The following is a 25,319-nucleotide window of genomic DNA, read 5'->3' as shown; positions in this document are numbered from 1 at the left end:
ACCTGATCACGCACGCGTCCCACCGGGGGAGAACCAGGTGTCCGAGCAGGACCAGCCGCAGCAACCGCCCCACCAGCCCCAGCAGCCGCCCCAGCCCGGATACGGCTACCCCGGCGGGCCCCACCCGGGCGGCCCGTACCCGGGCGGTCCCCAGGGCGGGCCCCCGCCCGGACCCCAGCCGGGCGGCTACCAGCAGCCGGGCGGCGGCTACCAGCAGCCCGGCTACGGATACCAGGGCTACCCGCCCCCGCCGCCCGGCGGCTACCCCGGCGGCGGATACCCGGGCGCCGTCCCGCCCGGCACGTACACCGGCGACCCCTACGCGCCCTACGGCTACGACCCCCTCGGCCGCCCCTACTCCGAGAAGTCCAAGATCGTCGCCGGTGTCCTCCAGTTCGTGCTCGGCACCTTCGGCGTCGGACGCTTCTACATAGGCCACGTCGGCATCGGCCTCGCCCAGTTGTTCACCTGCGGCGGCCTCGGCATCTGGGCCCTGATCGACGGCATCATCCTGGTCACCGGCAACGAGACCACCGACTCCAACGGCCGGGTGCTGCGCGGTGGCTGACGCGACGGCGGCCGCACCCCTCGCCGTGCTCACGGCGGGGGCGGCCGGCGCCGCGTACCTCTACACCACCGACCCGCACGAGCCCGGACACCTCCTGCCCGCGTGCCCGTTCCACTTCGTGACGGGCCTGCTCTGCCCGGCCTGCGGCGGCACCCGCATGGTGTACGACCTGATGCACGGTCACCTCGCCCAGGCGTGGGCGGACAACCGACTCCTGCTGCTCGCCGCCCCGTTCGCCCTCGCGCTGCTGGCCCGCTGGAGCTGGGAGGGGCTGCGCGGGCGCCGCTGGAGCCCCCGGTTCGGCCGCCGTACCCAGCTCGCGATCCTCACGACCGCCGTCCTCTGGACGGTGGCCCGCAATCTCGTCGGCCCCTGAGCCGAGGGGTTTGATCACGGTACTGGCACGATCTCTCCACCGGTATCCCTCCGGCCCCCCTGGCCTCCCTATGCTCACCCCTCACAGGGGGGAACAGCCGGGTGCCGCGCTTCAGGCGTGCCCAGGCGTCGACGCATGACGTACGTACCTCCTGCCACCTGCCACCTGGACATCCCGTTCCGGTGTTTCACGTAAAACCATCAGGAGCAGTACTCATGACCGTCCCCACCCCCGAGGCCCCTTACGGCGTCGACCCGCTCGGCCGCCCGTACTCGGACAAGTCCAAGATCGTGGCGGGGCTTCTCCAGATCTTCCTCGGCGGCCTCGGCATCGGGCGTTTCTACGTCGGTTCCGTCGGCGTGGGCATCGCCCAGCTTCTCACCTGCGGCGGCCTCGGCATCTGGGCGCTGGTCGACGGCATCCTCTTCCTCACCAGCAAGGACCGCACCGACAAGCAGGGCCGCGTGCTGCGCGGCTGACCCGCCCGGCCACGGCGGCCACGGCGAGGGCCCCGCTACCCCGGAGACCGGGGCAGCGGGGCCCTCGCCGTACGTACGCGGACGGCTCAGTCCTTGACCCGCGTCACGACCGGGTCCTCCGTCCCGTCCACCGGCCGCGGGACCGCCGCGGCGGCACCGGCGGCACCGTCCCCGTCCGTGTTCACCCGCTCGATGACCGCGAGCCGCTCCGGGGTGTCCTCCGGCTTGAGGAAGCCGATCAGGATGTAGAGGACGAGGGAGACGGCCAGCGGGATGGACACCTGGTACTCCAGCGGCACACCGCCGTCCACGCTCCAGTTGATCGGGTAGTTGACCAGCCAGAAGGCGAGCAGACCGGTCGCCCAACTGGTGAGCGCCGCCGTCGGCCCCGAGCGGCGGAAGGGCCGCAGCAGACCGAGCATCATCGGGATGGCGATCGGTCCCATCAGCCCCGCCACCCACTTGATCACCACGGTGATGATGTCCTTGAACGTCGGCGAGTTGACCTGGGTGGCCACCGCCATCGACAGGGCGAGGAAGATCACCGTGGTCAGCCGGGCCGCGACCAGCCCGCTGCGCTCGTTCCACGCCCGCGCCCGCGCCGACAGCACCGGCGCCACGTCCCGGGTGAACACCGCCGCGATCGCGTTGGCGTCCGAGGAGCACATGGCCATGGTGTGCGAGAAGAAGCCGACGATGACCAGGCCCAGCAGACCGTGCGGCAGAAGCTGCTCGGTCATCAGGCCGTAGGAGTCGGAGCCGTCCGGCTTCTGGGCGTCCACCAGCAGCGGCGACATCCACATCGGGAAGAACAGCACCAGCGGCCACACCAGCCACAGCACCGCCGACAGCCGGGCCGACCGCTCGGCCTGCTTCGGCGAGGAGGTGGCCATGTACCGCTGGGCCTGGTTGAGCATCCCGCCGTTGTACTCGAACAGCTTGATGAACAAGAACGCCAGCAGGAACACCGTGCCGTACGGCCCGACCAGCGGTTTCCCGTGGCCTTGGAGGGCCGGCTCGTCCCAGACGCCGAAGAAGCCGCCGTAGTCGCCGAGTTCGGCCAGCACGGCCACGAACATCGCGACCCCGGCGAGCAACTGGATGATGAACTGGCCGAGTTCGGTCAGCGCGTCCGCCCAGAGGCCGCCGATCGTGCAGTAGACACCGGTGATCACACCGGTGATCAGGATGCCCTGATTGAGCGAGATCCCGGTGAACACCGACAGCAGCGTGGCGATGGCCGCCCACTTCGCGCCGACGTCCACGATCTTCAGCAGCATGCCCGACCAGGCCAGGGCCTGCTGGGTCGGGAGGTTGTACCGGTTCTTCAGATACTCCAGCGGCGAGGCCACGTGCAGCCTCGACCGCAGCCGGTTGATCCGGGGCGCGAACAGCTTCGACCCGATGGCGATGCCGAGCGCGATGGGGAAAGACCACGTCACGAAGGATGTGACGCCATATGTGTAGGCGATGCCCGCGTATCCGGTGAACATCACCGCGCTGTAGCCCGACATGTGGTGCGAGATGCCGGAGAGCCACCAGGGCATCTTGCCGCCGGCCGTGAAGAAGTCGCTGACGTTGTCCACTCGCTTGTGCGACCAGACGCCGATGGCGACCATCACGGCGAAGTAGCCGATGAGCACGGCCCAGTCGAGACTGTTCATGTGCCCCCTTCCAGGGTCCGCCTTGTGAACGGCCCGCTCATCGTGAGTGCGGTGACACAGGCACGACAAGGAAGGGGGAGGTCAAGAGGAAGTAAAAAAGTTCGGTGTGCTGATCGCGGTTCAGCTACGTGAACGCTGACGCGGGGGTGTCAGCGCTCCTCGCGCCACTCCTCCGGACACGGCGTCCCCCGCGGGAACTGGTACGGCGCCGCCAGCCGGTACGTACCCGGCTTCGGCGCCAGCAGCACCGTCCACCGGTCGCCGTCCGCGTCCTGGGCCGTCTCCATCAGGCAGCCGTTCACGTTCTCGTACGACTTCGCCTCGCCCTCCGGCCGGTTCTTCGAGGCTTCCGTCTCCCGCGGCGGCTCCAGACTCCGGCCCTCGGCGTCCACGATGCTCAGCCACGGCGAGTACGGGATGCGGACCAGCACCCGGCCCGCCCGCCGAACCTGGAGCGTCCACTCGCCCTGCTCGGCCCGCTCCACCACCGCGTTCGGCTCGGCCAGCGGCGTCGGCTCGACCACCTCGAACAACTGCCAGTTGGCGTCCCCCCACACCTGCTTCAGATACGGCAGCCCCCGCTGCACCAGCTCCCGCTCCCGCTCACCGCCGTCCCCGTCCGGCTCGTCCTTCGGCACCACCACGAAGTGCACGGCCCAGCGCCCGAGCCACTCGTGGTAGTTCGCCGAGTTCAGCGTGTCGTCGTAGAACAGCGGGTTGCGCTCCATGTCGGCCTGCCGGTTCCAGCCCCGCGCCAGATTCACGTACGGCGCCAGCGCCGACGCCTCCCGGTGCGAGCGGGCCGGCACGACCTCCACCCGGCCCCGCTCGGCGCCGACCTCCTGCAACTCGTTGACCAGCGGCGCCAGCTCCCGCGCCCAGGACGCGGCGGGCGTGGTGTGCACCACGTCGTCCACCGACTTGTAGCCGATCCACACCGCGAACCCTGAGACGGCGATCACGAGGGCGTACCACTTGCGCGACCTCGGCACCGCGAACGGCAGCGCCGCCACCAGCGCCACCCCCGCGAACAGCATCGCCAGCCGCGTGATGTTCGAGCCGATCTGCGAGCTGATCAGCCACACCAGCAGCACGGCCAGGAAGTACACCGCCGCCGTGATCCGCACGGTGACCCACCCGCGCGGCACCGCCAGGAACACGAACACCGCGTACAGCATCGGCAGACTCGCCGACCCGAACGACATCGGCTGCGTCCCCGAGAACGGGAACAGCCACGCCGACAGCGCCACCACCACGGCCGGCGCGAGCCCCAGCGCCCACGCGCCCGGCCGCCGCTTCTGGAGGAACAGCGCCACCGCGACCAGGCCCACGAACAGCCCCGCCACCGGCGAGGCCATGGTCGCCAGCGCGGCCAGCGGCGCCGCGCACAGCGCCTTCGCCCAGCGCTTGAACCGCCACCGGCGCGGCCAGCAGAACACCACGGCCACCGCGCCCAGCGCGAACATCGTGCCGAGCCCGAACGTCACCCGCCCCGACGCCGCGTTGCACAGCAGCCCGAACAGCCCCGCGAGCGCCGCCCACAGCGCGTTCGGCACCGCCCGGCTGCGCAGCAGGACCAGGGTCAGCAGCCCGGCCGACACGGTCCCCGCGATCATCATCGTGGTCCGCACCCCGAGCACCGACATCAGATACGGCGACACCACGCTGTACGACACCGGGTGCATCCCGCCGTACCAGGCGAGGTTGTACGCCGAGGCCGGGTGCCGGCCGACGAACTCGGCCCACGCGTCCTGCGCGGCGAGATCCCCGCCACTGTTCGCGAAGGTGAAGAACCAGACGACGTGCAGCACCCCGGACAGGACCGTGACGAAGAGCACCGGATGCCGCCGGACCCGCTCACGCAGCCCGCCGAACCGTCCGGCGGACCGCTCCGGCGCACCGGACGCCCCGGCCGTGGAGGCGGGTATTCGAAGGCCGCCGCCCGGCTCCCGGGGGCCGCTGCCCGGCCCGGGATCGGCGTCGTCGGCCCGTGTCGGCTCCGCAGTGGCCACCTGAAGGCACTCCCCGTGTCCCAGTTCTCGCTCTCGGCCGCGTCCCGACCCGTGCGGTCCACGCCCGCGCCGTCGCGACCGGCCACCTTGCCCGTTTCGTGACGCTAGCACGCACCCCGCCGGGCCACTGCCGGGCGGGGTGCGTGACGGACGGGGACGCGCGGACGGTCAGGCCACGCGGGTCAGCTTCTCCGTGAAGCCGGGCTCGGCCAGCTCCCGTCCGAGGGCCACCGGCACCTCGATCGTGCTGCCGCCGGAACCGTCGCCGACGCTGAGCGTGCCGACCTCCGTGCCGGCCTTCGCGGTGTGCGGGATCGAGCCGTCGCCCGGCCCGTCCAGTTCCAGCTTCACGGTCAGGCCCGACCAGCCGACGGCGGTGACGTTCTTCGTGGCGACGACCGGGGTGGTGCCGCCCAGGCCGTCGTCGACCTGCCCGACGACGTCGCCCTTCTTCACGACCGTCTTCGCGGTGAGCGCGTCCTGCCCGGCCTCGATCAGCCTCCGCACGACGGCGGTGACCTCGTCGATGTTGGCGGTGCCGTCGCGCCCGTACTGGCCGAGGGCGGCGCCGATGATCGTCTGGGTCTTGCCGCCGACGGTCTTCTCCGCGGCGAACAGGATGTTGCCGCCGGCCGCGGTGGTGGTGCCGGTCTTGATGCCGATGGCCACGGTCGGCACCAGCCCGAAGAAGTTGTTCTGCTGGTCGCCGTTGAGGTCGATGTAGCTGGGCTGCTTGGAGATCTCCTCGAACACCGGGTTCTCCATCGCGGCACGGCCCAGCTTCACCAGGTCGTCGGCGGTGGAGACGGTCGTCTTGTCCAGCCCGCTGGGGTCCGTGTACGTGGTGTTCTTCATCCCCAGCTCCTCGGCGGTCTTGTTCATCTTCTCGACGAACGCGTCCTCGGAGCCGCTGCCGGAGTCCCAGCGGGCCAGCAGCTTGGCGACGTTGTTGGCGGACGGCAGCATGACCGCCTGGAGCGCCTCGTACTCGGTGATCTGCTGGCCCTCGGTGACCTTCACCACCGACTCGTTCTCGGCCTTGCCGGTCTCGTAGTGCTTCTGCGCCGCCGCGTCGACCTTGATCTTCGGGCCCTTGTCGCCCGGCTTCAGCGGGTGGTCGCGCAGGATCACGTACACCGTCATGACCTTGGCGATACTCGCGATCGGCACCGGCTTCTGCGTACCGGACGTGCCGAACGTGCCGACGCCGTTGACGTCCATCGCCGCCTGGCCCTGACCGGGCCAGGGCACGGAGGGCTTGCCGCCCTCGAACGACACGGTCTCCTGCGCGGTGAGCCGCAGGGTGGGCGTCGGCAGCGGCCGCACGGCCTGTACGACCGCAAAGACGATCACCAGCAGGATGGCCAGCGGCGTCCAGATCTTCACCCGGCGGGCCAGCGTGCGCAGCGGCGTCGGCGGGGGCGGCGGGGTGTTGGTCAGCTCCGCCAGCAGATCCAGCGGCGGCTTCGGCGGCAGCGGCTGCTGGGTGGTCCGCTCCGGCCCCACCTGCGGTACGACGGCGGTGCCTTCCGCCGCCGGCGGCTTGCGGGACGGGGAGTCGTCCAGCGGCTTCAGCGCGACGAACTTGCTGGTGCGCTCGGCGGGGGACTCGTCCTCTGCCGGGGGCTTGGCGTCCCCGAGCTTGAGCATGGTCGTCGGCTGGTCGACGGCGGGGGCGGTGGGGCGCACGGCCCGGAAGGCGGTGGTGGGCTGATCGAGGGGCTGGGTGGTCCGGGGGGTGGGCTTGTCGTCCGCGTCCGCGTCTGCGTCTGCGCCGGGGGTGGGCTTGTCGGACTCGGCGTCGGCCTCGTCCGCCTTGCCGGACTCGCCACCCTTGTCTCCCTTGACGGCCGCACCGCCCTTGTCGACCTTGCCAGCCGCGTCGGTCTTGTCGACCTCGACGTCGGGCTTCTCGGCGTCGGTGGCGTCGGTGGCGTCGGCGACGGCGGGAGCCTCGTCCTCGGCGTCGTCCTCGTCGCCGCTCCGGCCGGCGGCGGGAGCGTCACCCGCGTCGCCGTCCGCGTCCGCGTCGCCGTCCGCAGCGCCGCCCGCATCCGCATCCGCGTCCGCAGCGGCGCCCACATCGGCGCGCGCATCGGCGTCCGCGTCCGCAGCGCCGTCCGCAGCCGCATCGCCGCCCGCATCCGCGTCCGCACCGGCGTCCGTGTCGCCGTCCGCACCGTCGGCGGGCGCGTCCGGGGCGCCCTCGCGCCCCTGGGCGCCCTTCTGCGCGCCGGAGGCCCCCTCGGGCACCTCCACGCCGCCGGCGGCCCCGGAAGCCCCCTGTGCGGCCTTCTGGGCGTCCCTCGGCCCCTCGGAGCCCTCGTCCCCGGCCCCGCCCGCACTCTTCGCGCCGACGGCGCCACCGTCGCCGTCTCCGGGCCGCACCCAAGCCGCCACCGCAGCCTTCAGCCGCGTATCACCGGCCTCGCGGGACTCACCGGCCTCATCGGCGTCCTCCGCCGCCCCGGACGTACCGGAGTCGGACGTACCGGAGTCGGACGTACCGGAGTCGGACGTACCGGAGTCGGACGTACCGGATTCACCGGACGTCGCAGACTTCCCGGACGTACCGGAGCCGGACACCGACAACACCCGCGTCGCCGTATCCACCGCCCCGCCCGCCGAGCGGGCCGGGCGGCCCGTGGACTCCCGTGCCACCGCCAGCCGCGGATCGCGCTGTCCGCCCGGCCCGGACTCCGACTCCGTCCGGGCCTCGGGAACCGGACCCGCACTCCCCGACGTCGGTTCTGCCGACGACTCGCGCTGCTTCGACCTGTCGGGGGACTCGCCCGCCACCGATGCCTCCTCGATTACCGAACCGTGAACCGCCGCCCGGGACACCGCTCGCGGCGTTGTCCGAACCATGTACCAGTGTCCTGTGTACGGCCTGGACCTATGCGGTAGACGAGAACGACATACCTGCCGGTTCCCTTACAAACAGGTCACGCACCCTCGACAGACCAATGTGAGAGGGGTCACCCTGTCATTCATCCACGCGGGGAGGCATGGATGGGCAGGAGCCGCAGAACACTTCCGGAGGAGCTTCTGCTGCTGGCGTTGGACCCGACCACGGGTACCACCGCGCAGCCGCAGTCGCTCGACCTCGGCCTGGCCGGAGCGCAGCTCGTCGAGCTGGCGTTGGCCGGACGGATAGCCCCAGACGGGGATCGTATCGCCGTGGTGGTGCCACGGCCGACTGGAGATCCGACACTGGACTGCGCGTTGGAGCTGCTGCGAAGGCGCGGCGCCCCGGTACGGGCCGTCCACTGGATCGGCGGACCCCGGCTGGGGCTCCGCCAGACCTACCTCTCGCATCTGGAGCGGTGCGGCATGGTGCATGCCGTGGCCGGCCAGATGTGCGGGGTGCTGCCGACGACTCGCTACCAGGCGACGGACACGGCGATCAGCCGGGAGATCAGGTCCCGGCTGGATTCGGCGATCCGCACCGGCGTACCGCCGGACCCGCGGACCGCCGCGCTCGCCGCGCTGGCCCACGCGGTCGGTCTCGGCAAGCACCTCTACCCGGGGAACGAGGGGCGGTCCTCCCGCTCCCGCCTCCGGGATCTGATCAGGCACGACCCCATGGGCGGCCTCGTGGCGCACGCCGTGATGGACGTCCAGAACGGCGTGGCGGCCCAGCCGCGCCGCAACCCGGCCCCGGCCCCGGCAGGCCGCCAGGCCACCGCCGGTTCCAGGCCGGTGCCGGAACCCGCTCGCGGTGTCCCGTCACAACCGCGCCACGGAACCATGGCGCGCGTCCCGGCCCACTGAGACCGGGACCGCCCAGCACACCCGCACCGCCGCCGCACCGCACAGTCCCCCGAGACCCGGTACGGGAGCCGCCGGCCGCGCGGGGCGACAGGACCGTCCGTCCGGACGACGACACGGTCCGCCGCCCCGCGCGGCCGCATCTTCATGTCCGGGGGCGGCGCCCCGAACTGGCGCGTACGCGGCGCATATCGACCATTCCCCAGCGGTAGAAAGCACCTTGATGGCAGTCTGCTCAACAGCAGATACGCATAGTTGCAAGCAGTTCGAGGCACGCAGCCGGAGGTGCACGTCCCGTGGCGTCCAATGTCAATCCCACCGTCCGGCGGCGCCGACTGGGCCAGGAGCTGCGCCGGCTCCGCGAGCTCAAGGGCATGACGGCCGAGGAGGTGGCGGAGCGACTCCTGGTGTCCCAGTCGAAGATCAGCCGCCTGGAGAACGGCCGGCGCAGCATCAGCCAGCGTGACGTCCGCGACCTGTGCGGGGTGTACGAGGTCGAGGACCAGCGGATCGTCGACTCGCTGATGCAAATGGCCAAGGACTCCCGCCAGCAGGGCTGGTGGCACGCGTTCGGGGACATCCCGTACAGCGTCTACATCGGCCTGGAGACCGACGCGGAGTCGCTGCGCACGTACGAACCGCAGATCATCACCGGCCTGCTCCAGACCCGCCGGTACGCCGAGGCCCTGATCCAGGGTGCGCTGCCGGAGACCTCGGTCGCCGACATCGAGAAGCGGGTCCAGGTCCGGATACGGCGACAGGAACGGGTCACCGCCGAGCACAACCCCCTGCGGCTGTGGGTGGTGCTGGACGAGGCCGCGCTGCGCCGGATCGTGGGCAACAAGCAGATCATGCGCGAGCAGTTGGAGTACGTCGCCGAGATGTCGCAGCTCCCGCACATCACCGTGCAGGTGCTGCCGTTCGACGTCGGGGCGCACCCCGGGATCAACGGCCAGTACTCGATCCTGGAGTTCTCCGACACGGCCGACTCCAGCGTGGTCTACATCGAGGGCGTGACCAGCGACCTGTACCTGGAGAAGGCGCACGATGTGCAGAAGTACACGGTGATGTACGAGCACCTGCGGGCCCAGGCGCTCAACGTCGAGCAGTCGCGGCAGCGCATCGAGGACGTCGCCAAGGAGTACGCCCGCTGACGGGTCGCGGGATGCTACACCCCTGTCACACGATCCTGGAAGACTCGCCTGGAATATGCCATCCGGTCGGGTGAATGCCTCCTCCGAACGGCGCAGGCAGCGAGTAGCGTCGATCGCGCCAACGGTCACCGACAGTGGCGTGCACACTCGGCAACTCGCGACAGGAGCACAGAAATGGCGATTCTCCAGGGCGTCACCGACGCATGGGTCAAGTCCTCCTACTCCGGCGGCAACGGCGCGTGCGTCGAGGTCAGGTCCCCGGCCGTGCGGGAGCTGTCCGTACGCGACTCCAAGGTCCCCGAGGGCCCCAGCCTGGCCTTCCCGACCGACGCCTGGACCGCGTTCGTCACCTCGGTCAAGTCCTGACCGCGGCGGCACGGCAGTAGGCACCGCCCGCCGAGCCCTCTCGACCAGCCCGCCGTCCTAGCCGAGAGGGCTCGGCTCTTTCCCGCGGCCTACGCCAACTGTCCCTCGACGGCCGCGACCACCTCCGGGGCCTCCGGTTCGGTCGCCGGCGCGAACCGGGCCACGACCTGGCCGTCGCGGCCGATCAGGAACTTCTCGAAGTTCCAGCGGATGTCCCCGCTGTGCCCCTCGGCGTCCGCGAAGCCGACCAGCCGCTGGTACAGCGGGTGCCGGCCTTCCCCGTTCACCTCGACCTTCTCGGTCATCGGGAAGGTCACCCCGTAGGTGGCCGAGCAGAACTCGGCGATCTCCTCGGCACTGCCCGGCTCCTGCCCCATGAACTGGTTGCACGGCACGCCGAGCACGGTGAACCCCCGCTCGGCGTACGTCGCCTGGAGGCGCTCCAGGCCGGCGTACTGCGGGGTCAGCCCGCACTTGGAGGCCACGTTCACGACGAGCACGGCCTTCCCGGCGTACTGTCCGAGATCCGCGGCGCCGCCCTGGAGGGCGCCGATCGGGATGTCGAGGGGGGACGGGGAGGGCGTGGCCGACTGGGTCGCGTCAGATGTCATGCCACGGATGCTAGATCCTGCCGGCCCGGCCCCGGCGCCCGCCGCCCCACCCGTACGGGTCCGGGCACGCCGATGGCGCGACGGCCGGGACCGTCGCGCCACCGGTGGCCGTGGATCAGCCCGTGGTGCAGGAGACCGTGGGCCAGGTCCAGTTGCCGTTGTGCTGGATGGTGACGCCCCAGGTGTTGCCGCTGCCGTTCGGCTTGGCGACCAGGGTCTGGGAACTCGGATAGCTGGTGCTGGCGTTCCAGGTGGACAGGACCTTCGCGGGGGAGGGGATGTTCATGGTGACGGTCCAGTTGCTGGACCCGGTGACGGCGACGTTGAGGTTGTACCGGTCGCTCCACTGCTGACCCGCGGAGAGCGTGGCGGTGCACCCGCCGGTACCGCCACCGCCCCCGCCACCCCCGCCGCCACCGTCGGGGGCGACGGCACGGCCGGTGGTGGGCGAGATCATCCCGGCGCACAGCCCGCGGCTCGCCAGCCCCTGGGCGATCCGCGGGATCGCGGCGATCGTGTTGGCGGGCCAGTCGTGCATCAGGATGACCTGCCCGTTGGTGAGCCGCCCGGCGGCCTGCACGATCGCGTCGGTGCTCGCGTTGTTCCAGTCCTGCGAGTCGACGTCCCAGATCACCTCGGTCAGCCCGTACTTGGCCTCGACCGCCCGTACCGTCGAGTTGGTCTCGCCGTACGGCGGACGGAACAGCTTGGGCGTGCCGCCGCCCGCGTTGGCGATGGCCTGCTGGGTCCGGGAGATCTCCGAGTCGATCTGCGCCTGACCGAGCTGCGTCAGGTGCGGATGCGTATAGCTGTGGTTGGCGACCCACATACCGGCGTCGACCTGGGCCTTGACCAGGCCCGGGTTGGCGGCCGCGTTCTGGCCCTGGTTGAACATCGTGGCCCGCAGCCCGTTCTGCTTCAGGGCGTTGAGCAGCGTCGACGTGGTGCTCGACGGGCCGTCGTCGAAGGTGAGCCCGACGTACCCGTTGCAGGCGGCGGCCCGCTCCGGCGCGGCGTCGGCGACGGCGGTGCCGGCGGCGGCCAGCGAGACGGCGGCCGACATGGTGACCAGGGCACGCGTGGGGAGACGGATTCCTGTTCTCATACGGGGTGCTCCTCCAGCCTCGGCGGTACGGGGATCAACTCGCGGTACAGGAGACCGAGGGCCAGGTGTAGTTCCCGTTGTGCTGGATGGTGACGCCCCAGTTGTTCCCGCTGCCGTTGGGTTTCCCGACCAGCGTCTGGGCGCTGGGGAAGCTGGCGCTGACGTTCCAGGTGGAGAGCACCTTGGCCGGGGAGGGCACGTTCATCGTGACCGTCCAGTTGCTGGACCCGCTGACGGCGACGTTGAGGTTGTACCGGTCGCTCCACTGCTGGCCCGCGGAGAGCGTGGCGGAACACCCACCGGTACCGCCGCCGCCACCGCCGCCACCGCCGGAACCGCCGTCCCCGACGGTGATGTTGGAGCTGCCGCTGCTCTGGTAGCCCTCGGTCGCCATGATCATGTAGTAGTTGAAGCTGCCCAGCCGCATCCCGGCGCGGGCCCACGCGTCGAAGTGGTTGCCGGTGGTGATGGTGCCACCCGTCCGCTTCGACTGGCGGACGCTCCAGTACTGGTCGAAGGTCTTGGTCCCCTCCACGGACGGGGCGTTGTACCGCGTCGTCTTGTAGATGTCGTACGTGCCGCCGTCACTGGTGACCGTCCCCATGAACGTGCCCGTGGGCCGGAACGTGCCCCAGTTGTCGACGATGTAGTACTCGACCAGCGGGTTCGACGTCCATCCGTACAGCGCGAGGTAGGCGTTGCCGGACGGGTTGAACGACCCCGAGTACGTCACGGCCCGGCGCCCGCCGTTGGCCCAGCCCTTGCCGGCGACGAAGTTGCCGGTGTTGCTCCACGAGGTGCGGTAGTTCCCGCCCGAGCCGAGCGTCATGGAGACGGTGCCCGGCGAGTCCGTCCAGAACGAGTAGTAGTACCCGTTGTCGGTGCCGGTCTGGTTCGAGTTGATCACCGTGTCGGCGTGCGCGGTGCCGGGCATGGTCAGCGCCACGACGGCGGCCATCACGGTCGTACAGACACTGGTGAGAAACAGCCGGAACCGGCCGTGTCTCCGGTCTGCGCGGGTGCGGTATGCGGGTGCGAGGTTCATGCGCGTGCGTCCTCCTCGTCCTCAGTCCTCAGGGGGCCGATGGGAGGACACAGTTTTGATATGCCCCTGCCAGGTGTCAATACTTTCGGCACCGACTTCGAAACATTCGAAGACTGAAGCGGATGATCACCCAGGCATATCCGCACGTCAGAGGCCAACCACCACCCCTGACGACCTACCGAACATAATAAAGCGACCCGGAGAGATCCCCTCCACCTGAACGCTTACGAAACTTTCGGAGCAGCAAAAAGGCCCCGAACCCTGAACGGATTCGGAGCCTGATGGAGAGAGCCGTCAGCCGGCCCGGGGCACGATGCTCACCGCGCGGTAGTCGTACCCGTCCTGCTTGAAGCCGGGCGCTTCCCAGATGAGGTCGACCTCCTGGCCGGGCGACAGCGTGCGGAAGCCGGCCATCTGGATGTCGGAGAAGTGCCCGAAACAACCCCCCGGAGTCTCCACCGAGTCGAGCACCCCCCACCCTTCCTCGTCACTCCACTCACGAACGACCGCAGTCACCATGGGGAAGACGATACGGGCGGGAGCCGGATGCCCACGCGGGCCATGACGGCGCCCGGCGCCGCTGCCCTGGCCGGGCCGATCACCCGACCGGGAAAAACCCTGTCCCGTCCTCCTCGTGGAACCCGGCGGCCTCGTCCTCCCCGAAGTCCGGGGCCTGGAAGGGGTCCGTCGCGGGAGGCGGCGATGCGGTGGCGGTGCTGTGGGTCGCCCCTTCCGGGGCGGAGAACAGCGAGGTCAGTTCGATGAGAGGTCCCCTCAAAGCTTGGTCATCTTGGAGTAAGGGCTCAAGATCCGCTCTTGGGCCGAGCCGAAGTCCACGAGCACCGCGACCCCGCTTTCGACGCCGACCACCCGGCCGAGGCCGTACACGTCGTGCGTCACTTGGTCACCCACCGCGAAATGCTTCGGAGCGGGCGCGACCGGGGCTTTGAAGGGGCTGGTGGGCAAATGACGCTTCAGTGCAGCAGGCTTAGTCATTGCCCCCAGTATGCGCCCAGGACCCACCCTCGCGCTCGGCTCCCGCACGACGGCTTCATCACAAACCGGGGTCGACGGGGTCGGCGTACGCGACGGGCCGCCCGACGAGGAGGCGCCATGCCCGTCCCGGCGTGACGCGGATGGAACCGGCCGGCCGGCGAGACGGGCCCGGCGGGGCCCCGGGCCGGTCGATGAGCGCCGGAGCGCACCCGCGTATCCGTTCCAGGGCCGGAGCCGTCACCGAGGACGGGGTCACCCGTCAGGAGTGATCGCGTCTTACCGCCGGGGCGGTGCGGCCGGTTCCGGGAACGATCGGCCCACTGGGACCGGACGAGACGAAGAGACGTGAGATGAGCGATACGCCCTCAGGCGGCAGGGACGGGGCCGCTGCCGGACAGGCATCACGCAGCCGGTTCCCCACCGGCCGGCGCGCCCCCCTCGTCGCTGTCGCGCGTGCCCTCTTCCTCACCGTCGGTCTCGTCACCGCCTACTCCTTGCTCCCCCTGGACGAGCGGCTCACGGCCGGCACGTCGCTGCTGCTGGTGTGCGGCCTGCTCGCGGTCCTCCTCGTGTTCTGCTGGGAGGTGCGGGCCATCGCGCGTTCCCCCCACCCGCGCCTGAGAGCGATCGAGGGCCTGGCCGCCACGGTGGTGCTGTTCCTGGTCCTCTTCGCCAGCTCCTACTACGTACTGGACCGCTCCGCGCCCGGCTCCTTCAGCGAACCGCTCGACAGGACGGACGCGCTGTACTTCACGCTGACCACGTTCACCACCGTCGGCTTCGGAGACATCACGGCACGCTCCCGCACCGGGCGGGTCCTCACGATGGCGCAGATGACGGGAGGACTGCTGCTCGTCGGAGTCGCCGCACGGGTGCTGGCGAGCGCGGTGCAAGCGGGCCTGAGCCGACAGCGCCAGGTAGCGGGGGCTCCACCACGTGCGGGTACCGGTTCGGCGGAGCGGCCGGACACCGGACCATGACCGTACCTATTGCCCCCTTTCCCCTGCCGCCGACATAGCTGGGAGGCTGGAGCAGGCCCCGGGCGGCAGGTCAGTGGTCGTCGGTGAGCGAGTCGCAGGAAGGGTCAGCCCAGTTCGCCCAGTGTGCTGCGCAGCCAGTCCAGGGGGTCGGTGGCCAGGAGTCGGTCGGCCAGTTCGTTCGCTGTCTTCGTGACGAGGCGGCCGCGGCTGTTGTCGATCCACCGCTGTGCGTGCTGGTAACCCTGGGCCTTGTACTCGATGCCCTGCAGCATGCATTCCAGCTTGTCCGCGTCCCGTGCGCAGATCGCCTCGGGGGACTCCCTGGCCTCGTACTCGCCGATCAATTCGCGCACAGTCGACGCGAGTGCCACGGGCATGCCTGCCATCTGGTCAGCGGTAACCACCTCCGGGTCGACTTCACCGGTGCCGTATTTCTTGGCCAAGTGATTGACGTCCCCGGTCCTGGTCTCCTGCGAGTCGTGCCACACAGCCAGGAACGCGGCACGGGCAGGGTCGGCCCCTTCGAGTTCGGCGATGATCGATGCGATCAAAGAGGTACGCCAGGCGTGCTCGGCGACGCTCTCCGGGTCGCGCACCCCGGCCATCCACCACCCGGTGCGCTTCGACTGCTTGAGCGTCCCGGCTTCATACAAGAACCGCGCCACTTGGGTCAGATCTTCGCTCACGGTGGAGTCTCCTCTCACGCCTCGGCAAGGCGGATCGCATACCTGATGCTGTCCAGCTCTCGGCGAGCGCGAGCCGACAACCCCTGGCTATCCAACATCACCGGCAGTCGGTCGCGCAGGGCTCGGGCCGCTGCGCCGGACGTCACGAAGGTCGGCCGGATGGCGAGCAGGGACCACAGGGAGTGGACGTTCAGTTCGACGTACCCGTGGTGAGGGACCAGCCCGTTCACGAGGTGGGCGAGCAGTTTGTCCCCGGGCCAGAGTCCGGGCCGCTGGGAAGCGATGAAGTCGTCGGACAGTTCCAGGTGGCGGCTCTCACCCACCCAGTACGCCCAGTAGTTCAGGTTCGCGTTCTCGCCGCGATCGTCATCGAGCAGGACGGTGTCGATGAAATGGGCCATTCGTTCACGGTCGCCCTGCCGCGCGCCGACGGCCGCCACCGAGCGGGCGTTCAGCCAGTCGGTGAGCCAACCTCCGGGCCGCTCGGTGGCCTGCTGATGGGCGAGCCACTCCGAGGTGTCGGCCTGACCGTCGTACCCGGACAGGTACAGCGCCTGACGGCGCAGCAGGAACTGATCCGCACGCCGCGCCTTTTCTGCCGTGTCCCGCATCCGAGCGAAGAACCGGCGCCGTTCGGTGTCAGGTAGCTCGGGTGCTGACGGTACGGGTCCTCGGCGAGGTCGTCGGGGTGCGGGCAGGTCGCGAACCGGCTGTGGCGGTACTCGGGTGAGCGGCCAGGCGAGGACCTCGACCAGGTCGCGTTGCATGACCCACGTCCCGAGCGCACTCTCGTCGACGGGTGTCTGCTCGTCGAGGGCGCCGGCCAGAAGCATGTCGGCCTCTACCGCTCTCTCCAGAATCTGTAGCAGGGCGGGAGAGGTGCCCATCCGCATGAGCCGGCGCCGGTGTATGAGCATTTGCCCGACGGGCAACGAGGGCAGGGGACGGCGCCCGGACTCCCAGCCGGCGATCGTGTCCGGCGAGACCTCCAATCGTTCGGCCACATCGTCTTGCGTCTGGCCGAGCTGTTCCCGGACGACGCGGAACACGTATCCGGAGATGACTCCGATCCGGGGTCGGGCGTGCCTTCCCCGACCCCCGGTCAGGGTTCGTCCTGGGCTTGACGGCACCTCGACCCCCTGTCCCCGTGTGGACCCCATCCGTATCTGTACCGCCAGTCACTTCAGGCGGTGATCGGCGTTTTCTACCGTTCATTGAGTAGTGACTCGACAACTGAGCGTATAGGGAAGGTGCAACCGTGGACGCCGATATGCCAGCAGGTAACCGACCGAGGGAGACCTCAGCGGCACTCAGCGTTCTGCTTCCGACGAAGAAAGAGCCCGACGATCCAGGGGCGCTCGTTCGCCCCACCACAGGCCGCCGGCTGGCGACGGAGCACTGGCTCCTGGAAACCCTGCCGGACGCGCTCCGGGACCGGGCCCAGTGGGAATGGCGGCAGCATCGGGTGGCGATCCTGCCGCTCGGTGAACTCTTCTCCGCCGTGCGGATTCCAGAGCGCCTGCTGACCGCCTTGCGTGCCACTACCGGGGACGGGCGCTGCTTGGACGGGTTCCTGGCGGAGGCCCTTGACGGCGGGCCGGTCATCTGTGACCCGCGCACCTCGCGGTACTACGCGCTGGTACCCGCGACCATGCCGGCGACGCTGCACCAGATGGCCGAAGTGTGGCGCGCGCTGGAGGTGGACTGCCTCGGCAGCGGCAGCTACCTAGGAGTGCCGCGGGTGGATGTTGTGAGCCGAGAACACGCGCTCGCATCGTACTGGTCGGTGCCGATGGACCCGGCCGTGGTGCTGTGTACTCCGCTGACGGTCGCCCGGTTGATCGCCGCTGCACAGCACTTCCTGAACATGGAGCCCGAGGTATGAGCGTGTCCGCGCTGCCCCATGGACGGACGTATAGGTGGGCCTGGCGAACGAACCCGATCACCTGCGTGACGGCGACCAGTTGAACAAGACTTAGCGGTAGGCACGGCACGCACGCAACGCTCCGGCTTGCCCGGCCACGGAATCCGTGTAGCTGTCATAAGGGGGCCGGCTGCTTCGGTCCAGCTACCGGGCCAGGGTGGCGGGGTCGATGGTGAGGGGGAACGGCTCGTCGAGCTGGACGGTCTGGCCGGGCAGGACGGTTGTGGCGTCCTGGTAGCCGGAGCCGCTGCGGACGGAGGTGTGGAGAGTGGGGGCAGGCTCCAGGTCGACGCGCCAGTAGTGCTCGATGCCGGCTGCCGCATAGAGGGCGGGTTTGAGCTTACGGTCCGTGAGCCGTGTGGCCGGAGAGGCGATCTCGACGACGAGGAGTACGGCCCCGTTGTCGAGAACGACGCCCGCCTCGGCGGCTGCTTCGGCGTCCGCGACGACGAGGTCGGGGATGAGCAGACCGTCGGGCACGCTGATGTTCACGGCTTCCAGTACCTCGACGTCTGCACCGGCCTCGTCAGCGGCCCGCTCCAGGAGGGCGGCGAGCCGACGTGAGGCCCGCTGATGAGGCACGCTCGGGGCGGGAGACATCAGCAGCGCCCCTCCGACGAGTTCGACCCGCTGATGCGTGTCTTCACCGAGGGCGAGGACATCGTCCTGGGTCCACGGGCCCACATGGTCGTACGCGACACTCATGCCTCCACCTACCTCCTGATACCTACGCTCATGGTGGCACCTACCCTGCCTCGCCGAGGCTCCATTGCGGACGGTTCACCGGGCGCTCGGGAAACGCGGAAGGCGAGTGGCGACGTTCGGGCGGGGGATTTGGCGGGGGCGGACAGCGTGCGGGCGCCGCACAGCTCCCCGCTCTCTGCCCGGGGCCATAGGTGTGCTGAAAGCGCCGGAGCCTCCCCGTCCACTGGACGGAAAGGCTCCTGAACTGGTCTTTCTCTGTGCCCCCGGCAGGATTCGAACCTGCGACACCCGCTTTAGGAGAGCGGTGCTCTATCCCCTGAGCTACGAAGGCGTGGCGTGTTGCCGCCGTCAGTGTAGCGGGTCAGGTCAGGGGGACTCTGCGGAAGTGGCCCGCTGTGCGGAGGTCGGCCTCGATGGCGGCGGCGGTGGTGCGCAGGGGTGGCAGGAGGTCCCGTACGCAGGACTCGGGGGTGCGGCGGGCGGCGTGGAGGGCGATGTTGGCGGCGGCGACCGTCGTGCCGGTGCGGTCGCGTACCGGGACGGCGAGGGTGCGCAGGCCCGCTTCGAGTTCCTCGTCGGTCAGGGCGTAGCCCTCGGGGGCGTCGGCCAGCAGGACGCGGCCGAGGGAGGTCGACCGGGCCGGGTGCCGGGTGCCGACGGTGATGTCGGCGCTCATCACGCGGCCGGCCGCCGCTCGGGCCGTGTACTGGATCTCCGTGCCCGAGTCCGAGAGGACGGCCAGCGAGGTCGACTCGTGGACGCGGGACGCCAGCGCGTCCAGGTGGGGCTGGGCGATCTGGGGGAGGGAGAGGCGGGAGAGCGGGGGGAAGCCCAGGGAGAGGACTTCGGGGATGAGGGTGAAGGTGCGGTCGGGGGACGGGACCAGCAGGCCCGCGTGCTCGTGGGTGATCAGGGCGCGGCGGGCCGTTGCCCTCGACAGGCCCGTCGCCTTCGCCACCTCCGTCAGGGTCAGGGCGGGGCGGCCCTCGCCGAACGCGGTCAGTACGGTCAGGCCGCGGGCCAGGGATTCCACGAACTCCCGGCCCAGTTCCTGTTTCGACGCGCCGGTCCAGGTGGCCAGGCCCGCGGGGGGCGGGCCGGGGGCGGGGGGCGGGGCGGTGCGCAGGTCGTGCTCCATCGCGGCGACCGTCCTGAGCAGGGGCGGGAGGAGGGTGTCGCGCAGTTGCGCTGCCGTGTGGCGGCTGGTGTGGCTGACGACGCTGGCCACGCAGGCCGGTCTGCCCGTGCGGGGGTCGCGTACCGGGGCCGAGACCGCCACCAGGCCCGGTTCGATCAACTGGTCGTCCAGACACCAGCCGTCCGCCGCCGCCCGGGTCGTACGGTGGACGAAGTCCTCGTCGGGGGTGGGGCGGTCGTTCGGGGGGATGGCGGGGAACCCCTCGTCCCGCGGGTCCGCCGCGCGGCGGGTGCGCCAGCGGTGCCAGTCGGTGTCGGTCCACTCCGTCGCGAACAGCGGGCCCGGCGCGGTGCGTTCGGCCGGGAGCAGGTCGCCGATGCGGAAGCTGAGGGACATCGCGCGGCGCCGGGTGGCCTGGTGGATGAAGCGGATGCCGTCGCGGTCGGCGACGGCCAGGGACACCGACTCGTCCAGTTCGTCGGCCAGGGCGTCGGCCCGCGCGGACAGCAGCGCCGGCAGGCGCAGTGCGGCCAGGTAGGCGTTGCCCAGTTCCATCAGGCGGGGTGCCAAGGTCACGTCGCGGCCGTCCAGGCGGACGTATCCCATGCGGGCGAGGGTGGCGGTGATGCGGTCGACCGTGGAGCGGGCCAGGCCCGTCGACTTCTCCAGGGCGCTGAGGCTGAGCGTGCCGTCCGCCTCCGTCAGCTTCCGCAGCACGGTGATCCCGCGCAGCAGCGGGGCGACCGCCTCGGCCGGTATGTCGGCAACGGGGGCAACAACAGCGCCCCTCGCCCCAAGGGCACCAAGGGCGCCAGGTGCACCGGGAGCACTGGCGGCGCCGGCGGCATCGGCGGCACCAGGAGTGCCCGAGGCGCCAGCGGCGGTGGTCATCGTGGGGTCGGGCGCGGGCATCTGCTCTCCGGTACGGCGGTGGCGGCATGGTTACCGTAAGCCCGGAAGGCACGGTTGCCGTAAGCCCTGGGAGGCGCGGTCACGGTAAGCCCCGGAAGGCACGGTCACCGTAAGCCCCCAAGGGCACGGTTGCCGCAATCCCCAAAGGCGCCCGTTCCGCTCCCCCCGGAGACGCCCGCTCCACTACCCCCGATGGACCCGCACCCGCCACCCCCCCTCCCCGTCCGCCCCCACCACCCGCACCGTCACCCTCCGCCCCGGGTCCTTGAACACCTCGCCCCGTCTGAACGTCGCGTCGGAGAGTTCGGCGTGGACGTTGGGGCTGCGGGTGCAGCCGCCGCTGTCGCGGTGGGAGTCGTAGACGGTGACCGGGCCCATTCCGGTGTCGACCTCGGCGTCGACCTTGTATATGAGGATGCCGGGGCGGCACACCGTCTCGTCGTTGCCGGCCCGGGTGCGCAGTTCGACGGCGTATCCGGAGCGGCCGTCCAGGGGTATGACGACCACCTTGTCGCCGCCCGCGCGGGCCAGCGGGGTGAGCGTGTACTCCCTGGTGCCGGGCGCGGCGGCGCAGTGCACCTGGTCGGCGTCGAGCCAGCCGAGCTTCCACTTGTGCCAGCCGAGGAGGTCGTTGTTGGCGCCCCAGTCCTCGCTCATGATGTCCCAGTGCCCGGCCGCGCCCCCGCCCTCCTGGGTGTAGAGGTCGGGCAGGCCGAAGACGTGGCCGTTCTCGTGCGGCAGGACGCGGTAGCCGGTGCGGTCGTAGGTGCCGGAGCCGTCGTCCTGGCGGGAGTAGACGAAGGAGGCGTTGGCGACGGGGACGCCGTCGGCGACGGGGGCCTCGGTGTTGCCGGCGAAGGTCACGGACAGGACGGTGTCCAGGGCGGAGGGGCCGGCGTTGGGGGTGATCAGGACGTTGAGCAGGTCGTAGGAGCGGAAGTCCACCTTCGGGTCGGCGGTGGCCACGAGGTCCTCGACCAGGTCGCGGTAGGCGGGGTCGAAGGGGGCGCCGCGTTCTATGCCGTACTCCTGGAACGGCTTGGGCATCCGCAGCCAGTCCCGGACCGGGGCCTCGGGGCGGTAGTCGAGCCGGCCGTAGGAGGCGGTGCGGAACCACTGCTGGGTCTGCGGGAAGAACTCGGCGTAGCGGTCCAGGGCCTCGCCCTCGCCGGGGGCGTCGGCGAAGTCGACCATCAGGGTGAGGGCGCGGACGGTGCCGGTGGAGCGGGCGTAGCCCTCGGAGGTGGGGACGCCCTCGGACATCTGGATCTCGGCGCCGCCGCTGATCATGCAGGGCCCGTGCGCGGCGGAGCTGGACAGGGCGGCGGGGCCGGGGCCGGCCGCGGTGGCGCCCGGCGTGAGGTGGCCGGTGGCGGAGGTGCTCACCGCGAGGGTCAGCGCGGTGACGGAACCGAGTGCGGCCACGCGGCGGGGACGTATCCGACGGCGCTGTGGCTGCATGCAGACCTCCCGGGCCACGGCAGCCACCGGTCTCCGGCTGCACCCTTCCCGATCACCCTGTGCCGAGGGGGGCGCGGACGCCCGCTGGAGAAGACCGATCGTGGGTTTCCGGCGAGTAGGGGCCGGACGGGTGGTGTGTCCCAGGTCACAGGAAGGAAATCCGGGAGCGGGAAATAACCGGGGATCGTTTCCCCGTTTAGACCTGTGTCCGAGCGAAACGGGGAGTCGATCCCCGCTTCGTGTTCACACAGTCCACCTCAGGAGTACGCCGTGAAGACCGCGACCCCCGTGCAGCGCAAGGTGACCCGGCCGCGCGCCGACGCCCTGCGCAACCGGGAGCGGATCGTCACCGCCGCCCAGGAGATGTTCGTCGAGCACGGCCCCGAGGTGCCGCTCGACGAGGTCGCCCGCCGGGCCGGCGTCGGCAACGCCACGGTGTACCGCAACTTCCCCGACCGCGACGCCCTCGTCCGCGAGGTCGTCTGCTCGGTGATGGACCGGATGGCACGGGCGGCCGAGACCGCGCTCGCGGAGAACGGGGACGCCTTCGAGGCGCTGGAGCGCTTCGTGCACGTCTCCGCCGACGAGCGGGTCAGCGCGCTGTGCCCGATGGTGTCCGTCACGTTCGACCAGAACCACCCGGACCTGGTGGCGGCGCGCGAGCGGGTCGAGCGGCTCGTCGGCGAGGTCATGGACCGGGCCAGGGCCGCCGGACAGCTCCGTTCCGACGTGGGTGTCGGCGACCTGATGGTGGCCGTCGCCCAGCTCAGCCGGCCCCCGGCCGGTACGGAGTGCCTGCGCGGCGACCGGTTCGTCCACCGTCATCTGCAACTGTTCCTGGACGGGCTGCGGGCTCCGGCGCCCTCGGTCCTGCCGGGAGCGGCCGTGACCATGGAGGACTTGCGCCGGCCCTGCGACTGACCAGCACCGCCCGCCTGTTCCGCGACCGAGCGGCACCGCCCGCCCGTTCCACGCACCGCACCTCCTTCCTGCCGACCCCCTCTCGTCTCCCTCACCTTCGTCTTCCGTACTTCTGCGGATCGTCTCGTCGCTACAGCGCCGTAGCCGGGTCGCGGTCCGATCAGTTATTCGTTCAAAAGTTCGATTCGTTTTTCCGTCACGTCCCGAAGTGGGTACTCCCATGTCCGAAACCGCCGTCAAGGCACCCGGCGTCCCCGACGCCGGCCGCTGGAAAGCGCTCGTCTTCATCGCGCTCGCCCAGTTGATGGTCGTCCTCGACTCGACCATCGTGAACATCGCCCTCCCCTCCGCGCAGCAGGACCTCGGCATCTCCGACGGCAACCGGCAGTGGGTCGTCACGGCCTACGCCCTCGCCTTCGGCGGCCTGCTGCTGTTCGGCGGCCGGATAGCCGACCTGTGGGGCCGCAAGCGCGCCTTCGTCGTCGGCCTGGCCGGCTTCGCGCTCGCCTCCGCGCTGGGCGGCGCGGCCACCAACGAGGCCATGATGTTCGGCGCCCGTGCCCTCCAGGGCGCGTTCGGCGCCATGCTCGCGCCCGCCGCGCTGTCGCTGCTGGCGGTGACGTTCACCGACGCCAAGGAGCGCGCCAAGGCGTTCGGCATCTACGGCGCGATCGCCGGTGGCGGTGCCGCCGTCGGCCTGATCCTCGGCGGTTTCCTCACCGAGTACCTGGACTGGCGCTGGACGTTCTTCGTCAACATCCCGTTCGCCGTGATCGCGGCGGCCGGTGCCTGGTACGTCATCCGTGAGCCCGAGGGCAGCCGCAACCGCTCCGCGCTCGACGTCCCCGGTGTCTTCCTGTCCACCCTGGGCCTGGTCGCGCTGGTCTACGGCTTCACCCGCGCCGAGTCCGAGGGCTGGGGCGAGAGCGTGACGGTCGGCATGTTCGTCGCCTCCGCCGTGCTGCTGATCGCCTTCGTGCTGGTCGAGTCCCGGGTCAAGGCCCCGCTGCTGCCGCTGCGCGTGGTCACCGACCGCAACCGCGGCGGTGTCTACCTCTCGCTCGGCCTGGCGATCATCGCGATGTTCGGCCTGTTCCTCTTCCTGACCTACTACCTTCAGATCGTGAAGGGCTACTCGCCGGTCAAGACCGGTTTCGCCTTCCTGCCGATGGTCGCGGGCATGATCACCGGCTCCACCCAGATCGGCACCCGCCTGCTGACCCGCGTCCCGCCGCGGCTGCTGATGGGCCCCGGCTTCCTGGTCGCCGCCGTCGGCATGCTGCTGCTGACCCAGTTGGAGATCGACACGTCCTACGCGGGCGTGCTGCTGCCCGGCATGGTGCTGCTCGGCCTCGGCATGGGTACGGCGTTCATGCCGGCCATGTCCATGGCCACCCAGGGGGTCCGTCCGCAGGACGCCGGTGTCGCCTCCGCGATGGTCAACACCTCGCAGCAGGTGGGCGGCGCGATCGGCACGGCGCTGCTGAACACCATCGCCGCCTCGGCCACCGCGTCGTACATCACCGACCACATCGGGGGCGCCAACAGCCGCACCCAGCAGCAGTTGGTCCAGATCCAGGGCCAGGTGCAGGGCTACACCAGCGCCATCTGGTTCGCGGTCGGCATCCTGGTCGCGGCCTCCGCGATCGCGCTGACGCTGATCAACGTCGGCCGTCCGGGCGGTCCCGCCACCGACGCCGCAGGCGAGGGCGCCGAGGACGAACTGCCGATCCCGGTCATCGCCCACTGACGCCGTACCCCTTCGGGCACCACCCTGTTCCACCCGTACGTACGGGGAGGGGACGCCCCGCACGTACGGTCCCGGCGGACCTGCTCCGGCCGCGCGCTCAGCGCAGCCAGGGCAGGTCCGCGCCCGCTTCACCGGGCTGGAGGCCCTCGGCGACGATCCGCATGATCTCGCCGAGGGCCTCCTGCTGTCCGGGGGAGAGCCGGTCGAAGACCGCCTGCCGGACGGCCGCCACATGGCCCGGCGCGGTCCGCCGCAGGACGTCCCGGCCCTCGTCGGTCAGCACCGCGAACTGGCCGCGCTTGTCGGACGGGCAGTCCTCGCGCCGCACCCAGCCGTTCTTCTCCAGCCGCGCGACGGCGTGCGAGAGCCGGGACCGGGTGATCTTCGCGCTGCGGGCCAGCTCGGTCATCCGCAGCCGCCGCCGGGGCGCCTCGCTCAGCTTGACCAGCAGGCCGTAGTACACGTGCGGCATCCCCGCGTCCCGCTGGAGCTGGCGGTCGAGGTGGTCCTCCAGCAGGGTGGCGGCCTCGATGTACGAGCGCCAGACGTGCTGTTCCTCGGGGGTGAGCCAGCGGGGCTCGTCGTCGCCGGACGCGGGGGTCGGTGCCGTGTTCATGTAACCACTGTACGAGCTGGCTTCTTGAAGGTTAAACAAAGTCGGCGTAGCCTTCCCGGTACGAGCTTGATGTTTCAAG

At 70.6% G+C, this 25,319-nt stretch carries 24 protein-coding genes and 1 tRNA gene; 10 read left to right on the top strand and 15 right to left on the bottom strand.

What is annotated here, in order from left to right:
- Window positions 1-37: 37 nt before the first annotated feature.
- The 3 genes from ACFY32_RS03485 (at window position 38) to ACFY32_RS03475 (ending at window position 1,423) form a co-directional block, all read left to right on the top strand.
- Window positions 38-568, top strand: a complete 531-nt coding sequence (locus ACFY32_RS03485) for a TM2 domain-containing protein (protein WP_390673320.1) — start codon at window positions 38-40, stop codon at window positions 566-568.
- Window positions 561-944, top strand: a complete 384-nt coding sequence (locus ACFY32_RS03480; RefSeq protein ID WP_359195836.1) for a DUF2752 domain-containing protein — start codon at window positions 561-563, stop codon at window positions 942-944. Before ACFY32_RS03485 ends, ACFY32_RS03480 begins: the two co-directional genes overlap by 8 nt.
- Before the next feature lie 215 nt (window positions 945-1,159).
- Window positions 1,160-1,423, top strand: a complete 264-nt coding sequence (locus ACFY32_RS03475) for a TM2 domain-containing protein (protein ID WP_359195834.1) — start codon at window positions 1,160-1,162, stop codon at window positions 1,421-1,423.
- 86 nt (window positions 1,424-1,509) lie between these two features.
- Here the strand turns inward: ACFY32_RS03475 and ACFY32_RS03470 are convergent, their stop codons facing one another.
- The 3 genes from ACFY32_RS03470 to ACFY32_RS03460 all read right to left on the bottom strand — a co-directional run bounded on the left by ACFY32_RS03470 (window position 1,510) and on the right by ACFY32_RS03460 (window position 7,694).
- Window positions 1,510-3,087 carry a sodium:solute symporter family protein gene (locus ACFY32_RS03470; RefSeq protein WP_359195831.1) on the bottom strand — a complete coding sequence of 526 codons (1,578 nt, stop codon included), beginning with the start codon at window positions 3,085-3,087 and terminating at the stop codon, window positions 1,510-1,512.
- Window positions 3,088-3,236: 149 nt separating this feature from the next.
- On the bottom strand, window positions 3,237-5,099 hold the full coding sequence (locus ACFY32_RS03465) for an MFS transporter (RefSeq protein ID WP_359195828.1): 1,863 nt from the start codon (window positions 5,097-5,099) through the stop codon (window positions 3,237-3,239).
- 168 nt (window positions 5,100-5,267) lie between these two features.
- On the bottom strand, window positions 5,268-7,694 hold the full coding sequence (locus ACFY32_RS03460; RefSeq protein WP_390673319.1) for a D-alanyl-D-alanine carboxypeptidase: 2,427 nt from the start codon (window positions 7,692-7,694) through the stop codon (window positions 5,268-5,270).
- 417 nt (window positions 7,695-8,111) lie between these two features.
- Between ACFY32_RS03460 and ACFY32_RS03455 the strand changes: the two genes are divergently transcribed.
- From ACFY32_RS03455 to ACFY32_RS03445, 3 genes are all read left to right on the top strand, one after another.
- Entirely contained in the window at window positions 8,112-8,873 is a 762-nt protein-coding gene (locus ACFY32_RS03455; RefSeq protein ID WP_390673318.1) for a GPP34 family phosphoprotein, read from the top strand.
- A gap of 293 nt (window positions 8,874-9,166) precedes the next feature.
- Window positions 9,167-10,024, top strand: coding sequence for a helix-turn-helix transcriptional regulator (locus ACFY32_RS03450; RefSeq protein ID WP_359195819.1), 858 nt, complete (start codon window positions 9,167-9,169; stop codon window positions 10,022-10,024).
- A 174-nt stretch (window positions 10,025-10,198) separates the two neighbouring features.
- Complete coding sequence (locus tag ACFY32_RS03445; RefSeq protein WP_359195816.1) at window positions 10,199-10,390, top strand: DUF397 domain-containing protein; 192 nt, start codon at window positions 10,199-10,201, stop codon at window positions 10,388-10,390.
- 89 nt (window positions 10,391-10,479) lie between these two features.
- Here the strand turns inward: ACFY32_RS03445 and ACFY32_RS03440 are convergent, their stop codons facing one another.
- The 5 genes from ACFY32_RS03440 to ACFY32_RS03420 all read right to left on the bottom strand — a co-directional run bounded on the left by ACFY32_RS03440 (window position 10,480) and on the right by ACFY32_RS03420 (window position 14,147).
- The gene (locus ACFY32_RS03440; RefSeq protein ID WP_390673317.1) at window positions 10,480-11,001 is read right to left on the bottom strand and encodes a glutathione peroxidase; all 522 of its coding nucleotides are present in this window, start codon (window positions 10,999-11,001) and stop codon (window positions 10,480-10,482) included.
- A 115-nt stretch (window positions 11,002-11,116) separates the two neighbouring features.
- Complete coding sequence (locus ACFY32_RS03435) at window positions 11,117-12,106, bottom strand: polysaccharide deacetylase family protein (RefSeq protein ID WP_390673316.1); 990 nt, start codon at window positions 12,104-12,106, stop codon at window positions 11,117-11,119.
- A 34-nt stretch (window positions 12,107-12,140) separates the two neighbouring features.
- Window positions 12,141-13,151, bottom strand: coding sequence for a glycoside hydrolase family 11 protein (locus ACFY32_RS03430; protein WP_390673315.1), 1,011 nt, complete (start codon window positions 13,149-13,151; stop codon window positions 12,141-12,143).
- 294 nt (window positions 13,152-13,445) lie between these two features.
- A complete protein-coding gene (locus ACFY32_RS03425) occupies window positions 13,446-13,670 on the bottom strand; it encodes a cold-shock protein (protein ID WP_390673314.1) in 225 nt (74 codons plus the stop codon).
- Between the two features lie 255 nt (window positions 13,671-13,925).
- Window positions 13,926-14,147, bottom strand: coding sequence for a hypothetical protein (locus ACFY32_RS03420; protein ID WP_359195805.1), 222 nt, complete (start codon window positions 14,145-14,147; stop codon window positions 13,926-13,928).
- A gap of 350 nt (window positions 14,148-14,497) precedes the next feature.
- On the opposite strand from ACFY32_RS03420, the gene ACFY32_RS03415 reads away from it, so the two are divergent.
- Window positions 14,498-15,127 carry a potassium channel family protein gene (locus ACFY32_RS03415; protein ID WP_390673313.1) on the top strand — a complete coding sequence of 210 codons (630 nt, stop codon included), beginning with the start codon at window positions 14,498-14,500 and terminating at the stop codon, window positions 15,125-15,127.
- Window positions 15,128-15,231: 104 nt separating this feature from the next.
- Here the strand turns inward: ACFY32_RS03415 and ACFY32_RS03410 are convergent, their stop codons facing one another.
- Both ACFY32_RS03410 and ACFY32_RS03405 read right to left on the bottom strand, forming a co-directional pair.
- Window positions 15,232-15,813, bottom strand: a complete 582-nt coding sequence (locus ACFY32_RS03410) for an HD family hydrolase (protein WP_390673312.1) — start codon at window positions 15,811-15,813, stop codon at window positions 15,232-15,234.
- Between the two features lie 14 nt (window positions 15,814-15,827).
- Window positions 15,828-16,973: a helix-turn-helix transcriptional regulator gene (locus tag ACFY32_RS03405; protein WP_390673311.1), complete on the bottom strand. Its 1,146-nt coding sequence runs from the start codon at window positions 16,971-16,973 to the stop codon at window positions 15,828-15,830.
- A 98-nt stretch (window positions 16,974-17,071) separates the two neighbouring features.
- Between ACFY32_RS03405 and ACFY32_RS03400 the strand changes: the two genes are divergently transcribed.
- Window positions 17,072-17,698, top strand: a complete 627-nt coding sequence (locus ACFY32_RS03400) for a hypothetical protein (RefSeq protein ID WP_390673310.1) — start codon at window positions 17,072-17,074, stop codon at window positions 17,696-17,698.
- A gap of 183 nt (window positions 17,699-17,881) precedes the next feature.
- On the opposite strand, the gene ACFY32_RS03395 is transcribed toward ACFY32_RS03400, so the two are convergent.
- The 4 genes from ACFY32_RS03395 to ACFY32_RS03380 form a co-directional block, all read right to left on the bottom strand.
- Window positions 17,882-18,442: a Uma2 family endonuclease gene (locus tag ACFY32_RS03395; RefSeq protein ID WP_390673309.1), complete on the bottom strand. Its 561-nt coding sequence runs from the start codon at window positions 18,440-18,442 to the stop codon at window positions 17,882-17,884.
- Window positions 18,443-18,700: 258 nt separating this feature from the next.
- Window positions 18,701-18,773 (bottom strand) — tRNA-Arg (locus ACFY32_RS03390).
- 30 nt (window positions 18,774-18,803) lie between these two features.
- The gene (locus ACFY32_RS03385) at window positions 18,804-20,471 is read right to left on the bottom strand and encodes a helix-turn-helix domain-containing protein (protein ID WP_390673420.1); all 1,668 of its coding nucleotides are present in this window, start codon (window positions 20,469-20,471) and stop codon (window positions 18,804-18,806) included.
- 204 nt (window positions 20,472-20,675) lie between these two features.
- On the bottom strand, window positions 20,676-21,953 hold the full coding sequence (locus ACFY32_RS03380; protein WP_359195741.1) for a M6 family metalloprotease domain-containing protein: 1,278 nt from the start codon (window positions 21,951-21,953) through the stop codon (window positions 20,676-20,678).
- A gap of 270 nt (window positions 21,954-22,223) precedes the next feature.
- On the opposite strand from ACFY32_RS03380, the gene ACFY32_RS03375 reads away from it, so the two are divergent.
- Both ACFY32_RS03375 and ACFY32_RS03370 read left to right on the top strand, forming a co-directional pair.
- Complete coding sequence (locus ACFY32_RS03375; protein WP_359195738.1) at window positions 22,224-22,874, top strand: TetR/AcrR family transcriptional regulator; 651 nt, start codon at window positions 22,224-22,226, stop codon at window positions 22,872-22,874.
- 220 nt (window positions 22,875-23,094) lie between these two features.
- Window positions 23,095-24,624, top strand: a complete 1,530-nt coding sequence (locus ACFY32_RS03370; RefSeq protein WP_359195735.1) for an MFS transporter — start codon at window positions 23,095-23,097, stop codon at window positions 24,622-24,624.
- Between the two features lie 97 nt (window positions 24,625-24,721).
- Here the strand turns inward: ACFY32_RS03370 and ACFY32_RS03365 are convergent, their stop codons facing one another.
- Entirely contained in the window at window positions 24,722-25,240 is a 519-nt protein-coding gene (locus tag ACFY32_RS03365; protein WP_359195732.1) for a MarR family transcriptional regulator, read from the bottom strand.
- Between the last annotated feature and the right edge of the window lie 79 nt (window positions 25,241-25,319).

The organism is Streptomyces sp. NPDC000134 (genome assembly GCF_042899225.1).
In the GTDB taxonomy this organism is placed as follows: Bacteria; Actinomycetota; Actinomycetes; order Streptomycetales; family Streptomycetaceae; genus Streptomyces.
The sequence above is the reverse complement of the archived record's forward strand: the minus strand, read 5'-3'. Positions and strand labels throughout refer to the sequence as shown.

Bases quoted from the DNA above. Each gene is read 5' to 3' on its own strand.
- ACFY32_RS03440 (WP_390673317.1), bottom strand. From the start codon at position 11,001: ATGACATCTGACGCGACCCAGTCGGCCACGCCCTCCCCGTCCCCCCTC.
- ACFY32_RS03455 (WP_390673318.1), top strand. From the start codon at position 8,112: ATGGGCAGGAGCCGCAGAACACTTCCGGAGGAGCTTCTGCTGCTGGCG.
- ACFY32_RS03420 (WP_359195805.1), bottom strand. From the start codon at position 14,147: ATGACTAAGCCTGCTGCACTGAAGCGTCATTTGCCCACCAGCCCCTTC.
- ACFY32_RS03435 (WP_390673316.1), bottom strand. From the start codon at position 12,106: ATGAGAACAGGAATCCGTCTCCCCACGCGTGCCCTGGTCACCATGTCG.
- ACFY32_RS03380 (WP_359195741.1), bottom strand. From the start codon at position 21,953: ATGCAGCCACAGCGCCGTCGGATACGTCCCCGCCGCGTGGCCGCACTC.
- ACFY32_RS03415 (WP_390673313.1), top strand. From the start codon at position 14,498: ATGAGCGATACGCCCTCAGGCGGCAGGGACGGGGCCGCTGCCGGACAG.
- ACFY32_RS03430 (WP_390673315.1), bottom strand. From the start codon at position 13,151: ATGAACCTCGCACCCGCATACCGCACCCGCGCAGACCGGAGACACGGC.
- ACFY32_RS03395 (WP_390673309.1), bottom strand. From the start codon at position 18,442: ATGAGTGTCGCGTACGACCATGTGGGCCCGTGGACCCAGGACGATGTC.
- ACFY32_RS03475 (WP_359195834.1), top strand. From the start codon at position 1,160: ATGACCGTCCCCACCCCCGAGGCCCCTTACGGCGTCGACCCGCTCGGC.
- ACFY32_RS03405 (WP_390673311.1), bottom strand. From the start codon at position 16,973: ATGGGGTCCACACGGGGACAGGGGGTCGAGGTGCCGTCAAGCCCAGGA.
- ACFY32_RS03365 (WP_359195732.1), bottom strand. From the start codon at position 25,240: ATGAACACGGCACCGACCCCCGCGTCCGGCGACGACGAGCCCCGCTGG.
- ACFY32_RS03370 (WP_359195735.1), top strand. From the start codon at position 23,095: ATGTCCGAAACCGCCGTCAAGGCACCCGGCGTCCCCGACGCCGGCCGC.
- ACFY32_RS03385 (WP_390673420.1), bottom strand. From the start codon at position 20,471: ATGACCACCGCCGCTGGCGCCTCGGGCACTCCTGGTGCCGCCGATGCC.
- ACFY32_RS03425 (WP_390673314.1), bottom strand. From the start codon at position 13,670: ATGGTGACTGCGGTCGTTCGTGAGTGGAGTGACGAGGAAGGGTGGGGG.
- ACFY32_RS03445 (WP_359195816.1), top strand. From the start codon at position 10,199: ATGGCGATTCTCCAGGGCGTCACCGACGCATGGGTCAAGTCCTCCTAC.
- ACFY32_RS03470 (WP_359195831.1), bottom strand. From the start codon at position 3,087: ATGAACAGTCTCGACTGGGCCGTGCTCATCGGCTACTTCGCCGTGATG.